Origin of the sequence: Dapis purpurea BLCC-M126 (genome assembly GCF_050015975.1) — a bacterium.
Classification (GTDB): domain Bacteria; phylum Cyanobacteriota; class Cyanobacteriia; order Cyanobacteriales; family Microcoleaceae; genus Trichodesmium.
Map to the genome: position 1 here is coordinate 48104 of NZ_JBNHER010000137.1, position 15090 is coordinate 63193.

At 35.4% G+C, this 15090-nt stretch carries 10 protein-coding genes; 3 read left to right on the forward strand and 7 right to left on the reverse strand.

Annotated elements, in window-relative coordinates; translation table 11 throughout:
- Positions 1 to 14 precede the first annotated feature (14 nt).
- Both ACP6PL_RS12185 and ACP6PL_RS12190 read right to left on the reverse strand, forming a co-directional pair.
- On the reverse strand, positions 15 to 1235 hold the full coding sequence (locus tag ACP6PL_RS12185) for an aminotransferase class I/II-fold pyridoxal phosphate-dependent enzyme (RefSeq protein ID WP_426545525.1): 1221 nt from the start codon (positions 1233 to 1235) through the stop codon (positions 15 to 17).
- Positions 1236 to 1435: 200 nt separating this feature from the next.
- Positions 1436 to 2287: an alpha/beta fold hydrolase gene (locus ACP6PL_RS12190; RefSeq protein WP_426545526.1), complete on the reverse strand. Its 852-nt coding sequence runs from the start codon at positions 2285 to 2287 to the stop codon at positions 1436 to 1438.
- A gap of 139 nt (positions 2288 to 2426) precedes the next feature.
- Here ACP6PL_RS12190 and ACP6PL_RS12195 point away from each other — a divergent pair, with 139 nt between their 5' ends.
- Together ACP6PL_RS12195 and ACP6PL_RS12200 are read left to right on the forward strand one after the other, a co-directional pair.
- Positions 2427 to 3239, forward strand: coding sequence for a hypothetical protein (locus ACP6PL_RS12195; RefSeq protein ID WP_426545527.1), 813 nt, complete (start codon positions 2427 to 2429; stop codon positions 3237 to 3239).
- Positions 3240 to 3848: 609 nt separating this feature from the next.
- Positions 3849 to 6806: an SUMF1/EgtB/PvdO family nonheme iron enzyme gene (locus ACP6PL_RS12200; RefSeq protein ID WP_426545528.1), complete on the forward strand. Its 2958-nt coding sequence runs from the start codon at positions 3849 to 3851 to the stop codon at positions 6804 to 6806.
- A gap of 120 nt (positions 6807 to 6926) precedes the next feature.
- Here ACP6PL_RS12200 and ACP6PL_RS12205 read toward each other — a convergent pair whose 3' ends face one another.
- Complete coding sequence (locus tag ACP6PL_RS12205; protein WP_426545529.1) at positions 6927 to 7091, reverse strand: hypothetical protein; 165 nt, start codon at positions 7089 to 7091, stop codon at positions 6927 to 6929.
- Positions 7092 to 8878: 1787 nt separating this feature from the next.
- On the opposite strand from ACP6PL_RS12205, the gene ACP6PL_RS12210 reads away from it, so the two are divergent.
- Positions 8879 to 10342, forward strand: a complete 1464-nt coding sequence (locus tag ACP6PL_RS12210) for a RecQ family ATP-dependent DNA helicase (protein ID WP_426545530.1) — start codon at positions 8879 to 8881, stop codon at positions 10340 to 10342.
- Positions 10343 to 10349: 7 nt separating this feature from the next.
- Here the strand turns inward: ACP6PL_RS12210 and ACP6PL_RS12215 are convergent, their stop codons facing one another.
- From ACP6PL_RS12215 to bioB, 4 genes are all read right to left on the reverse strand, one after another.
- Positions 10350 to 11678, reverse strand: coding sequence for a diguanylate cyclase domain-containing protein (locus ACP6PL_RS12215; protein WP_426545531.1), 1329 nt, complete (start codon positions 11676 to 11678; stop codon positions 10350 to 10352).
- A gap of 459 nt (positions 11679 to 12137) precedes the next feature.
- Complete coding sequence (gene lspA, locus ACP6PL_RS12220; RefSeq protein WP_426545532.1) at positions 12138 to 12629, reverse strand: signal peptidase II; 492 nt, start codon at positions 12627 to 12629, stop codon at positions 12138 to 12140.
- Positions 12630 to 13014: 385 nt separating this feature from the next.
- Positions 13015 to 13599 carry a biotin transporter BioY gene (locus ACP6PL_RS12225; RefSeq protein ID WP_426545537.1) on the reverse strand — a complete coding sequence of 195 codons (585 nt, stop codon included), beginning with the start codon at positions 13597 to 13599 and terminating at the stop codon, positions 13015 to 13017.
- A 196-nt stretch (positions 13600 to 13795) separates the two neighbouring features.
- Positions 13796 to 14896: a biotin synthase BioB gene (bioB, locus tag ACP6PL_RS12230; protein ID WP_426545533.1), complete on the reverse strand. Its 1101-nt coding sequence runs from the start codon at positions 14894 to 14896 to the stop codon at positions 13796 to 13798.
- Positions 14897 to 15090 lie beyond the last annotated feature (194 nt).

Sequence of the window (15090 nt, forward strand, 5' to 3'; positions counted from 1 at the left end):
TGAATGAGTGACTTTTAACTTCCATGAAACGATATTGCTTCTTCTCTAGCTAATTTAAATTTTGGCAATGCTTGAGTAATCATATCTTTATTTGCTGTCAAAGATATCCGCAAATAACCAGGAATTTCTTGAGGAGTTCCTGGTAAGACAAATACTCCATAATTAGCTAATAATTCAGCAAAAGCACAGTCATCTTCAAGAGGAGATTTTACCAATAAAAAGAAAGTTCCCTCTGGTATATTTACTTCATATCCAATATTCCTTAATTCTTGAATCATCCAATCGCGTTTATATTGTAAATTTTCAATATTTAGGTTTAAATTTTCTAAATCTTCTAAGGCATATTGCATTAGGGCACTGGGAAAACACCAACCAAAATATAAGGTTTGTAATTGATAAATTAAATTTCTGATTTTTTCACGTTCTGGCATAGTTTCAGGAAGGGCAATATAGCCTATTCTTTGACCAGGAGCCATCCAAGTCTTACTATAACCATATACTAAAAAAGAAAAGGGATAAAATTGTGTCGGACTTGGGCAATTTTGATTATCAAAGATAACACGACTAAATGTTTCATCGGAAATTAAATAAATCGGTTTACCATAATGTTCAGAAGCTTCAGTTAATAATTTGGCTAAATTTTCTAAGATTTTTTCAGAAAAGATTTTACCTGTTGGATTATGAGGAGAATTAATCAAAATAGCACGAGTTCTTGATGTTATAGAAGTTGCGATTTTTTCTAAATCTAAATTAAAAGTTTTATCCATTAGTGGAACTCCCACAGATGTAGCGCCTACCGCATCAATAATTCCACGATAATCTAACCAGGGAGGAAGATTAATAATCACTTCATCCTTTTCTTGAACTAACAATTTTAAACAGATTGCTAAACCAACAACTGTACCATTGGTCATAAAAATATCATCAGGTGAAATAGATATTCTTCTATGTTTTTTTAGTGCCTGAGAGACAATTTCTCTGGTTTGAGGTAAATTTGTTTTATAGCCATACCAACCTATTTTCTGAGCTACTGCATTATTTTGTAAAGCTTCAACAAATCCAGGTAAAGGCATTTCGTGAGAATCTCCTAAAGTAAAATCAATACTACCTACATCGTTTCTTCGATTTATATAGGTTGATGTTCTAAAGAATTTTTCTATTGGTGTTTCATGTTCTATTGTTTTGAGTAATTTAGGTGCAATAAAATGGGATTTTGAAAATTTTTGTTTGTTCATTTTTAAGTAGATAAAAGTTAATTACAATAGAATTAAATTGTTGCAAGGGGATAGGATTTTTATCAAAATAATATGGGTCTAAAACCCCGTCTTTTAAGGCGCAATATTTTTGAAGGGTAGCTCTAATCTTCGTTACAAAAATAACTTCTGACTTCTGACTTCTGACTTCTGACTTCGTGAAGCCTATTTTGAAATATATATCAAAAACTTTCCAAAAATTCTGACACGCTCTGATTAAATTTTTCTGGCTCTACCAAAAATGCCCAATGATTACCGGGAATTTTCTCCATTTTTAAATTCCTTAAATACTTATGATAAGGCTTAATTTGCACATCACTTTTATTCACACCTTTTTCTGGTTGAATAAACAAAGTCGGTACATCAATATATTCTGTTAAACCCGGAACTCGCATTACTTCCTCAAAAATTTCATTCCTAGCAGGAACAACAAATTTACTTCCCCACTTTCCATCAGCTTTTTCCTCGATACTCTCCTGAAAAACTATCTGTTGAAATTCGCTCCAACCTGCATATTTTCCCAACTCTTTTGCCTGAGTTTCTGCCTCAGTAAAACTCTCAAACGGACCCATACCTTTGAGAGTTTCCAAAGTTCGATAAAGAATAGGAAAAGTAATTTTAAGAAATCCAGGCATTTTCCCAATAAAAACTGGGTCTGCCAAAATCATACTTTTAAATATTTCTGGATTTTGTTTTGCCCAAATACAAGCTAATTTTCCCGTCCAAGAATGACCTAAAATATGAGCTGAAGACCAGTTTAAATGTTTCATTAGTTCTTCTAAATCTGCAATTGTTGTTTGAAAACTATAATTATTTTCTGGTTTTTCGCTTTCTCCATGACCGCGCATATCTGGCGCGATAATATGATATTTATCAGCTAAATATTCTCCTAAACTTAGCCATACTAAAGCTGAATCTGCTAAACCATGTAATAGTAAAAGTGGTTGTTTTTTATTTTGATTTTCTTCTGTCTGCCATTCTAGATAAGAAAGTTGAATGTCGGATAAATTTAAAGTTTTGCGAGTATAAGTCATAGTTAAATATAAGGATTGAATATTTGGAGATATAATATTATAGCAAATTTTATTAGCATAGGTATCTTGGCTGTTATTTGTATCTGACTGAGATAAAATTTTCTATATAATAAAAATATTATTTAGCGGTAAAATCCAAATGAACAATTCATTTGATAATCTGGCAAATCAAGATAATAGTATGAGCGATAATTCTGGCTTACTTAATAACGATGACTTATTCTCAAATATCGATGACATAAATCAAGACTTAAATCAGAATTTGCCTGATGGTTTCCATCAGCAACAGCAGTTCGATTATCAAAATTTAAGTATGGGTTTAGGGGAAAATTCAGACTTGGTTCAAAATGATTTTTCATCTGATAGTTTTGCTAATCAAGATAATGGTATTAGTGATAATTCTGGTTTGCTTAACAACAATGATTTTTCCTCAATACCAAATGAGATAAATCAAGATTTTGGTAGTACGGATTTTTCTGGGGTAAATTCTCAATCTCCATTACCAGAAATTTCTAACTTTCAGCAAGAGCAAAATAATTTAAGTTTGAGTTCTCAGACTTTTGAAAATCAAAATATTGGTTTATCTAATCATCAGTTAGAATTTCACTCAAACCTATCTCTATCTCATCAAGTTTTAAATTTCTCTGACGATGGATATCCTTATACGACTATAGATAATTCTGGCTCTATTTATCTATATACAGCTAACAATCATTATGGTCATTATGAAGGTTATTTAAAAGGTCGTGAAGTTTATAATGATGGTAATTATTATCTAGGATATGCAGGTACAGATGGTAAGGTTTATGATCGTGATAATCATGCTGTTGGTTGGGTAGATAATAATGGGAATGTTTATAATCATGGAGGTTTTAAAGTTTACCATACTAACAGAGGAGTTGTTGGTGCTGCTGCCTATTTATTGTGTTCTTATTATGGAGGAGCAAATTAATTTTTGAGTAGGGGTTGTTAATGAAGTCAGAAGTTAGAAGTCAGAAGTCAGAAGTTGTTTTTTTAATCGTTAAGTATCTCAATTGCAATAACAGATAATGTAGGTTAGGTTGAGGAACGAAAGCAAACATTAGAAAAGTCATCTGTGGGAAACTAAGATTGCTTCGGGGGTACTTTAAATAATAATCAGAAATTATTAGGAAATATTTCCCTGGCAATGACATATAGACTTCTACTTTTATGGCGATGAATTTTTGGGAAGCAAACATTAGAAAAGTCATCTGTGACAAACTAAGATTGCTTCGGGTGTACTTTAAAGAATAATCAGAAATTATTAGGAAATATTTCACTCGCAATGACAAATAATGTAGGTTGGGTTGAAGAACCGAAACCCAACATTCATTAAACTTTTTGAACCTACTAAAAATTTTAAATTACAGGAGAAACTAAGATTGCTTCGGGGATACTTTAAATAATAATCAGAAATTATTCAGAAATATACCCCCCTCGCAATGACTAATAATTTAGGTTTTATTTCCTTTGTTAATCTCAGATTAATCCGCCTTTTTTCAATTACTAAAAATTTCAAATTATAGGAGGAAAAAAAATTATGGTTTTCCCTTTACCTTTACTTCCATTTGCTATTAGTACCGGAGCTGCTGCATGGAATGGAATGGTTAATGCTTTTAATGGTGCCTCCGGTAGAACAATGCAAAAAAATTTAGAAGGGCAACGACTGGTTCATCAAAAAGAATTACAAGAAAAACAAAAAGTGGCTCAACTTGAGATTGAATATATGCGTACTATGTCTCAGATTAAGTTGCAGCAAAATAATCAACAATTTCAACTAGACTTACAACAAAATAACCAAGAATTTCAGGCAGGAATAGAATATCAACGTCTTGCTGCTCAGGCACAATTACAACAAAATAACCAAGAATTTCAACAAAAACTAGAAATTGCCCGTCAAAAATTTCAAGCCAAAATAGTCGAATACCAATGCCAAGAAAATCGCAAACTCCAAGAATTTATTAAAGCAGTAGATATGCAAATAGCTAAAAGCAACCAAGAATTTCAAGCATGGCTATTTCAAGAAAACAAACAAGTACAAATAGAACTTGCTCAATATAATCGAGAAACTCAATTTATTCTGGCAGAGTGTCAACGAGAAGCTGCCCTACAAATAAAAGAATTAGATAACTGGCCTATCAAAAATTATCCTTGGCATATCCTCGAATATCATCAAGGCAGAAATCCAATTCCCGTACAAATAATTCTCGCATCTCCAGAAATAGATTTTGACCGTTTTGAACACTTAAACAAAACTTCTACCTCTACATTTCCTAAAGTAGAAAAACGTCTTTCTCAGTGCTTAAAAAATTTCCTGCAAAAATACTATTCCCTAGAAAATCAAGAACGACCAACAGAACTAATAGACCACACTTGGGATAGTAACCGTTTTGCCGGAGGTAGCGCAGTTAAAGCTATATTTAGTCGCTTAAAATCTGAACCAATACTATTAATAGAATCGGAAGTAGATGGAGATTTGATTAATATTCAAGTTGCCTATTGGAGTGGCGGACAAGAAATATCTCCTTTCTACAAAACTATAATTTCTCACCTACATTATCCGAAAATTCTCTACGAGTTTGCTATTCAACGCGCCTTACATTGGGAAACTAATGTTAAACAGAAACTCTTGGCGCAAGGCAAAAGCGAACCAGAAATAGATCGAGAATATGGAGCAGATAATCTGTTAAATTTGCAGATTTATAGAAAATTTGAACAAGACAAATTAGCTGGAATAGATTTTGAACGGCACTACAAAACTAATAGCGAAGATTTTGGCAAATTATCAGCTTTGTTAGGAGCTTATCATAATATTATTGCTGCCTTATTTACCGACATCCATTATTTAATTACTACTAATTTATCGCCGAAGTTGCCAGAGTTATTGCCGGAGTTGGAAACGGAATTTTCTGTAGATAAACGTTTGGCAGATGACCTTTTTCAAATGGTAGTTGAAAGTTATATTGGCAGTCTCAGAGCAATGGAAAAAGACCGTTCGGAATTAGTACCAGAATTTGCTGCGGATATTGCCTTTCGTTTAACTGGTTTATCTAATCCTACTTTTGCAGAAAAAATGTTGGATTTTGCTTTGGAGTCTTGGCTAAATTCTCGTTATCTTTCTGTGGAGAATGGTAGAGAAAAGTTTGACGTGGTTGCTGAAAATTTACTGCCTCTGGATCGGGAATTTGTGGTTAAGGTTAATCGCTGTTTGGTTGGTTTGGGTAAGGAGAAAAAGTTGAGTGTAATAAATTCTTGTTATCAGCGGGGAATTGAGAAATTTAATCTGGAAAAATATGAGGAGGCAGTTATTGATTTTGGCTACGTTATAGATTTTGATTCTGAATTTGTCGATGGTTATTATCGGCGAGGTTTGACTTATATTCAGTTGGCAAATTATCAAGAGGCGGTTGAAGATTTAACTCAGGTTGTTAGATTAGATGCTAGTCACGCTCCGGCATATAATTATCGTGGTAATGCCTACTATAAATTAGGAGAATATCAGCAGGCGGTTGATGATTATGAGCGGGCGATAAATTTGGGTTTGAATGAGGCGGTGAAAAATCGAGATATTGCTCTGGGTGTTTGGCAGGAAATTAAACGTCAGGCGGAAGAAAAAATTAGGCGGGAAAAAAAGGAAAGGCAAGAAAGAGAGGCGGAGGAAAAAAGGCGGCGGGAGTCTCAAGGGGAACTCTTTAGTTTTGAGGTAGTAACTGTCAACAACTCTGGCAAAATTATTAATCGTGCTGAGGGAAGTGCTAGGCAAAAAATTGCCGACTTGGGTAATGGGATTAAATTGGAAATGGTTTATGTTCCTGGGGGGAGTTTTCTGATGGGTTCGCCGGAAAATGAGGCGGAAAGAAATTCTGATGAAAGTCCGCAACATCAGGTTACTATCCAACCTTTTTATATGAGCAAATATCCTATTACTCAAAACCAGTACCAAGCGATTATAGGAAAAAATCCTTCTAATTTTAAAGGAGGAAGTCGCCCAGTAGAAAAGGTGAACTGGCACAACGCCGTAGAGTTTTGTCGAAAGCTATCTGAGAAAACTGGGAAAATTTACAGACTACCTAGTGAGAGTCAGTGGGAATATGCCTGTCGCGCCGGAACGACTACTCCTTTCTATTTTGGAGAAACTATAACGCCTGACTTAGTTAACTACGACGGCAACTATCCTTACGGCAATGCTCCTAAAGGAAAATATCGACAAGAAACAACAGATGTGGGAAGTTTTCCTCCTAATGCTTTTGGTTTATATGATATGCACGGGAATGTCTGGGAATGGTGTCTGGATGTTTGGCACGAAAATTATAATGGAGCGCCTACTGACGGAAGTGCTTGGGAAACTGGGGGAGATAATAGTAAGCGACTGCTCCGTTCCGGTTGCTGGGACTACATTTCTTGGGATTGTCGGAGTGCCAGGCGCCTCTATTACGTTGCGGACAACCACATCTACGGTAGGGGTTTTCGTGTCGTCTTGTCTGTCTCTCGTTCCTAGGATTCTTCCCCTTTATTCTTTTCCTCTTTAACCCTTTTTCCTTTTTCCTTTTTTCTTTTTCCAGTTCCGCTAAAGCGGATCGAAAATTTTTTTTACAGAGAATATTCAAACCAATCAAACCTATGGCAGAATAACTATGGGACTGACAAACCAAAGCTCCGTTCCGGTAGCTGGAACAACAATTCTAGGAATTGTCGGAGTGCCAGGCGCAACTATAACAATGCGGACAACCACAACAACAATAGGGGTTTTCGTGTCGTCTTGTCTGTCTCTCGTTCCTAGCACTCTTCATTGCCAGAATTGGTAAATGGGAATTTATCAAGCGCGTGGAAGAGTCCAGTCAGTTCCGGCGAAGTTAACCAAGCTTCCGAAAATAAAGCAGAGTCAGACAGCTTAGTAGGTTTGCCGAAAAATTGTCTGGTTCTTTTCAATTTCTCAAAAAGCAGTAGGTTGGGTTTCGTTCCTCAACCCAACAAGAGATTGCTTCGGGGGTCTTTTTAGTAGAGTGTGAGAAATAATGGCGAAATTCTCCCCCTCGCAATGACTTCTATACTGTCATTGCAAGGGGATGGGAAAAAAACTTAGCTTTGGCTGTTCTGTATTAATACCCCGAAGCAATCTCTAGAATTTTGAGATTGCTTCGGGGGTCTTTTGGTAGAGGGTGAGAAATAATGGTGAAATTCTCCCCCTCGCAATGACCGTACAAAAGTCATTGCGAGGGGAGGGGAAAAAACTTAGCTTTGGCTTTTCTATATTAATACCCCGAAGCAATCTCCATCCAAACTGATACCTGAGTTTAAAGCAGGTTAGGTGGAGGAACGAAACCTAACATTACCTACCTATATATATAGATATAAAATTCTTACTCCCAAGTACCACAAAATGGTAAATCTATCAAACTGCCATAACACGAAGGGGAAAAAATTAGTCTTTCATGGCAGAAAAAATCAACAAAATTACCTCTCAAAAGAACGATATAATCAGCATTTCCAGCTTCAAAATTTAATTAAGCAATAAATATCCTTTGGATAATACTCTATTTGAGAATATCACAAAATTGAGGCAAAAAGCTAAAAATATTGAAACCTCGTTAACTAATAAGAAAAATTTTCCTCAAATTTTGTCAGAGATTAATGACAAAATTTAGAATTTTTAAACTAAACAGCCAAAACCTATAACTAAAACTTAGAGATATAGCGTTTTCGGCTAAGAGCCGACATGAAACTTATAGCGAGCGCGACATGTTTGCGGAGCATTCCCTATACGAAAAGGGCAACTATATCGCTACTTAGACAACCATCCCTAAAACATTCTCTGAAGCACTCCCAAAAAAAACAGCGCGTCGAAAAAGGTATCGCTTCCCAGACAACCATCAAAGTCAAACATTCTCTGAAGCACCCAAAAAAAACAGCGCCTCTAAAGTAGGATTAGGGTTGCAATCCTCAATTAAGTCTGATACAATAATTTTATCTGGAATCTTTCGTCTATACACTAGACTTTTTATTCAACTCCAAAAAACTGACAAGCAATAAATATAGGTGTGCTAGATAATTAAAATAACTAAAAGGCGATCGCCTCTTTGCCAAAAAGCATTTTATGAAGCACCCAAAAAACAGCAGCGTCGAAAGTAAGATTATGGTTGCAATCTGAAATTAACCCTGATACAATAATGTTAACTGCGGTTACTTGACCATACACTAGACTTTTTATTCAACAAAAGCAACAGATAAGACAGGCATTCTAGATAATTAAAAGACCTGAAAAAACAGATAAGTGAAAGAAAGAAATGATGAAATTGAGTCAAATTAGACAACAAGGATATCAAGCCTTAATCGACTCATTAGGTGTTGTGAAAATGTTACGTTTTCTCCAAAAATATGAAGTAAGTTAGGTCGATTATACCAAGGAAAAATATCAATTAAACAAACCAACTTTAGAAGACTTTCAAGAATTTATTAGACAAAAAAACAGACAGAATTAAAATAATTGATATAGCAGTCAAAGCAAAGGTTAGGACATTTATAAATCCTCAAACCGTTTGATATTCTCCTATTCCCTATTCCCTAATTGAAATGAAAAACTCAGAACAAACATCCTGGAATAAAGTCAAAGAAACATTCAAAAAAATCTGGGGATACGATGATTTTCGACAGCCACAAGGAGAAATAATAAACTGCCTATTAACTGGAAAAGACGCCCTAATAATAATGCCAACCGGAGGCGGAAAATCAATATGCTTTCAACTTCCCGCCCTCCTACAAACAGGCTTAACATTAGTCATTTCTCCCCTAGTCGCTCTAATGGAAAACCAAGTACAAGAACTAAGCGATCGCTCCCTACCCGCAGCCTTACTCCACAGTCAACTTACGCCACAAAAAAAACGACAAACATTCCAAAAATTAGAACAAAATAAACTTAGATTACTCTACCTTTCTCCAGAAACATTATTTAACCAAAAAATCTGGAATTTCCTATCTCAACCTCAAACAAAAATCAACGGTTTAATATTAGATGAAGCTCACTGCTTAGTACAATGGGGAGAAACATTTCGCCCTGCTTATAGACGTTTAGGAGTAGTCAGATCGGCACTAATAAAATCAAAAGCACCAGGTACAAATATTGCTATTGCAGCTTTCACCGCCACAGCCGATCCTCAAGCACAAAAAATAATCAAAACCACCTTACAACTACAAAACCCAAAACCATTTTTACTCAGCCCCTATCGAAATAATTTACATCTAAAAATTCAACATATTTGTACTCCCAGAAATCGCCGTCAACAATTATTTAATTTTATCAAAGCTAGAGACAAACAAGCAGGTTTAGTTTATGTAAGAACTAGAAAAGACAGTGAGAAATTAGCAGAAATATTACGAGAGAAAAATTATCAAACCACTGCTTATCATGCTGGTTTAAGTGCAGAAGAAAGACGACATATTGAGAAAATTTGGATAGGAGGAGAAATAAATTTTGTAGTTTGTACTTCTGCCTTTGGAATGGGAATAAATAAACCAGATGTGCGGTGGGTAATACATTTTCAAGCACCATCACTTTTATCAGAATATATTCAAGAAGTTGGCAGGGGAGGTAGAGACGGAAAACCAGCAGAAGCTTTAACTTTAATTAGCGAACCCACTGGTTGGTTAGACCCAGAAGATAAACAGAGACAAAAATTTTTAATAGATAAGTTAAAGTCGCAATATCAAGCAGCAGAAAAATTAATTAAGCAACTACCAACCACAGGAAATATTGATAGTTTAATAGATGAATTTCCTGATGGAGCGATCGCTCTATCTATTCTGCATTCTTCTGGAAAATTGAGATGGCGCGACCCGTTTAACTATATTATTAATAAGTCTGGTAGTGGTAAAAAAGCATCTTTAAATTATAGTTCGGGAGTTGAAGAAATGAATAAATATTTTTCTACTAGAAAATGTAGATGGCAGTTTTTACTAGAAGCATTTGGTTTTTTTCAAGAAGCTCAAAATATGCGTTGCGGTCATTGCGATAATTGTATGAAGAAGGGAAAGAGTTAAAGCAAAACTATTGTTGTCGTTCATTCCAAATAATAAACCGATCCCGTCCTTCTTCTTTAGCTTGGTATAATCCTAAATCTGCAGACTTAATCAATTGTTCGGAAGAATTTTTATCGTTAGGAATAGTACTTGCAATTCCCATACTTAGGGTTACATAGGAGTGATTCAAAGAAGTTTTGTGAGGTATCTTAAGACAATGAATAGCATCCATAATAATAGTTGCGACTCTAGTTGCTTCCAAAGAATTTACACCTGGTAAAACAATCGCAAACTCTTCCCCACCGTACCTCGCGGCAAATTCTCCAGAGCGCTTCACACTACTATCCAAAACTTGGGCAACAGCACGAAGGCAATTATCTCCTGCTGGATGACCGTAGGTATCATTGTATTTCTTGAAATGATCGACATCACAAAGAATCAATGATAAAGGTTGTTGTTGTCGTTGCATTCGTCGCCACTCTTGCTGAAGAAGTAGATTAAACTGACGCCTATTTACCAGTTGGGTCAATTCATCAATAGTAGCTAGATGATTTAGAGCGGCTGTTCTTTCCACAATTTTCTGCTCTAGCTCTTGATTAATTGTACGAAAGCGTCCAATAACTAAAATTAAACCTGAAATTGCTAGAGCAATGATAATCATCAGGACAGTATAAATTACTTTTAATCCATCTTCAGCTATCAGCATAATATCATCAACAGGCTGAGTAATTTCTACAATGCCACGCAATTGTCCAACTTTCCAGTCTTTTCTAGGACTATTTCGCAGTGTATTATGACAGGCTACACAACTTGGCTCCATCAGGACAGCTTCGGTGTAGCGAAACGAGAGGCGATCGCCAAGTTGCTCTTTGCGATAAAACGAAGCTTCTGGATGTTCTGTAAGGTAAGTCAGTGCATCCCACTCAAACTTATCTTGAGGTCCTCCTGTTAGTTGTCGATTAGGAAATGGATAATTGCTGTAAAGTCTAAACAACATACCCTCTGATTCATCACTGAGGCGTTCTCCAAGTTCGATAGTATAGGTCGCAGGATTAGGAATACCTCCTTTGACAGTATGGTATTCAGCTATGGCCACGATACCATTCATTGACTTAATCCGATCAACAACATTCTTGCTATATAGTATTCTAGCTTCATTCAAGGTTTTGACAGCTACTTTTGCATAGTGCATTGCTTGGGAATCTACTAAATTAATCGAGAGGTAGTAGGTTCCTGCTAAAGCTATACCAAAACCCAAACAGAGTAAAGTGACAAGAATGATAATTACACGTGTATAGAGCAGTTGATATAGTAGTTTACAAAGCTTTAATAATTTCCATCTTACGGCTTTCATCATTTATGTGATATTAATCAAGTCAAATAATACCAAATTTAAAAAAGGTAGTTACATCTTAAGATTTGTGATTTATTCCTACAATAAAAAATTATAAACTCCATAAATTATAAAAATTAAACATTTTTCCTCTTTATTTTATTATGTTTTTCTTTCCTTATTTCCTATTTCCTGTGTCGTGACTGTAACAATATTTTATGAAACTGGTATAAGCAAATCTGAAAATTTGTCCTTTAGTCCGATTGATTTATAATGAATCAGTTTGTTCAAACCTATGCATTGCATAGAAAAATCAGAGTATACTGAGTTAGGTCTGTCTTGATGGCAACTAGCAAATGCAATAAGTATATAACCAGATTTCATATTAAATCTGTGTATTTTTAACCCGTTTAAGAAAATACCTAGAATACTGAATCTTTTTAAAGCGAAGACTCGAAAATAATATAACAAGGGAAAAATAAATTAATGGGAGCGACGTTGAGGAGTTCCACTAAAAAAAGTTGCAATTAGTAAGCAAATAATACCAATATTAATAGAAACATCTGCCACATTAAAAACGGGAAAATCTATGAGGCGAAAATGGAGAAAATCTACAACATAACCAGAAACAAATCTATCAATGCCATTACCCAATGCTCCTCCTAAAATTAAACCATAACCCAGTTGTTCCCATCGATTAAATCTAGGCCCAAACCAAGCCCAAGCCATAAGACCTAGACTAACTATCAAAGATAACCACCGCAACCAATACACTCCACCATTACTAAACAGACTAAAAGCTGCTCCAGTATTAGTTACATAAGTAAAGTGAAATACACCAGGCCATAAAGCCAGACTTTCTTCTAGTTGAAAATTTTGTACCACCCAAAATTTAGTCAGATGGTCTAATACAATGCTGATAATAGCAACTATCCAGAATAAGAGATTTTTTTGAAAACGTAATTTCAAGGTCAATAATCACTATACTTATTAGGTTTCCTCTAGAATTTAGCAAGAAGTTTTAAACATTGCTATCCTAGAAGCAAAAATAAAAATTTAGAAGGAAAATATTTTCGTTCACAAGCAACCAAGAAAATTTGACTATTGAGGTGTCTTTAAAAGAATGCCAATTTGAGAAAATTTTAGCTAATTCTGTTTGTAGGTACTAGTTGTGAGGTTAAAGGTATTAGCTGTGAGAAACAATGCAAAGGGATTAATCGTTTTGCAAACAATTTTACTCTGAGCTATATTTTTTGAATTTGGTATAGTATCCCGGCATTAATTAAGGAGTTTCAAATAAATAAGAATTTAAACTTAAGCTAGTACATTTATTCTTACTTTTGAATTGAATACTCTACATCTAATAAAATAGTAAACGTCGTAGGAAGTACGCCATAACTGCTACAGCACATATAATTCCTAGTTGTCCTGGTAAAGGAAAAATCGAATATCTAAAAATACCTTCCAATAAAGATAATGATTCTGTATTTCTCCAACCGAAAATACCACTAATAATTAAATAAGCTAACCCAGTTCCATGAACACTCAACAAGCCACAGAAACAGCTAAAAGCCAATGATTCTAATTTAGGATATGCTTGAAAGGCTAAATTTCCACAGATCCAAGCTCCAGGAATAAAACCTAATAAATAACCAAAACTAGGTTCTCTCAAATAACCAATACCACCACCTTCACTAAACACAGGTAATAAAGTTAGACCTAAAAATATATATGCTATTTGAGAAATAACAGCAGCATTTTTTCCACCCAAACAACCAACAAACAAAACCGCCCCAACTTGGTAAGTTACTCCTAAAGAAAAAGTCTTAACTTCTTGTTGCTCCCAAATCCAAGTTGGACTGGCAAAAGAGGCAGGTAAAAATGTTGCAGCAATTGTCAAGAGTAAACCTGCAATTGCCCATAGTAATTCTACTGTAATTGTCACAGCAATCAACAATTATTTTTGAGATATAAACAATTATCTTATCAAAATAATTGGGTCTAAAACCCCGCCTTTATAATCAGTTAGCCTCCTACAAAGGAAGTGCGTTAACACTTATCAGTTAAATATTTTTTCTAGTTTGATCAACATAACAAAGTAAGAATTTAACTTCTGACTTCTGACTTCGTTATCCTAACACCTAAAACCTATTAGTTGGAATAGGAGCTTCCCCACCTTGAAGTCCGAGAGATTCGAGCATTGCTTGGTCTTTTTCTGGAGGTTGACCAAGAGTTGTCAGATAATGGCCAATCAACATAGCATTAATACCAGCTTTTAAACCCAAAGCTTGCAATTCTCCCATCACAGCTTCTCGCCCTCCAGCATAGCGAATAATTTGTTCTGGTAAAATGAGACGAAAAATAGCGATCGCCTTCAAAGCATCATATGGGTTTAATCTTGGCAAATCACCTAATGGCGTACCTTCGCGGGGATTTAACAAATTCAAAGGTACAGACTCAACCTCTAGATCTCGCAAAGCCAAGGCCAAATCTATCCTATCTGCCCAAGTTTCGCCCATACCAATAATACCTCCAGTACAAGCTTGAATTCCTGCTGCCTTTAGGTTTTTCACCGTTTCAACTCTGTCATTCCAGCTATGAGTTGTTACAATTTCAGGGTAAAAATTCTCAGAGGCTTCCAAGTTATGATTGTAGCGAGTTACTCCTGCCTCTGCCAATGCTTGAGCTTGTTCTGGTGTTACTTCTCCCAAAGCGCAACAAGGTTTAATATTAGTTTCAGCAATAATTTGTCTTACTGTAGCCAGAATTTGCTCAAATTCTGTAGACTTTGGACTGTTATATTTAATACCCCTACCTTGAGATACTAAGCAAAATCTTTTAGCTCCACCTGCTTCTGCTGCCTTTGCTTGAGCTAAAATTTCTTCAGTAGATTTGAGGCCATATACTGGGGAAGCTTCTCCTGGATGATGGGCTGACTGGGAACAGAAGCTACAATTTTCTGAACAGCCTCCAGACTTAACATTAATGATGCTACATAGGTCTACAATATTACCACAGCAGGCTTGACGAACTCGATCCGCAGCTTCACAAAGTAGCAGTATATCTTCTTGTTCTGCAATTTGAGTAAGTGTCATAGCCTCTTCTCGAGTGAGGCGATATCCAGAAATAATTTGCCAGGCTAAATTATCTAGCCATTGTTCTAACTGGTTTCTCGTCTCTGGCAAAGATAGGAAAGCTTTGGCATTTGTGTCTGTATTGGTTGATAGAGGTGCTTGAACCACGGCTGACCTTGTAATTACTATATTGTTCAATGAGGTTGAATTTTACCATTTTTCACCCACATTTTCACGGAATTAATTTAAGTGGTAAAATTTTCAAATTTTAATTTCTATTTTTCAATCATCCGAAATAATTAACTGTGCAATTTTCATTAATATAGAGTACAGAGATTTGGGTTTAAAGGAAGAAGGCTTTA

Excerpts from the sequence above, each read along its gene's own strand:
- ACP6PL_RS12185 (WP_426545525.1), bottom strand. The coding sequence starts at position 1,235 with ATGAACAAACAAAAATTTTCAAAATCCCATTTTATTGCACCTAAATTA.
- ACP6PL_RS12190 (WP_426545526.1), bottom strand. The coding sequence starts at position 2,287 with ATGACTTATACTCGCAAAACTTTAAATTTATCCGACATTCAACTTTCT.
- ACP6PL_RS12195 (WP_426545527.1), top strand. The coding sequence starts at position 2,427 with ATGAACAATTCATTTGATAATCTGGCAAATCAAGATAATAGTATGAGC.
- ACP6PL_RS12200 (WP_426545528.1), top strand. The coding sequence starts at position 3,849 with ATGGTTTTCCCTTTACCTTTACTTCCATTTGCTATTAGTACCGGAGCT.
- ACP6PL_RS12210 (WP_426545530.1), top strand. The coding sequence starts at position 8,879 with ATGAAAAACTCAGAACAAACATCCTGGAATAAAGTCAAAGAAACATTC.
- ACP6PL_RS12215 (WP_426545531.1), bottom strand. The coding sequence starts at position 11,678 with ATGATGAAAGCCGTAAGATGGAAATTATTAAAGCTTTGTAAACTACTA.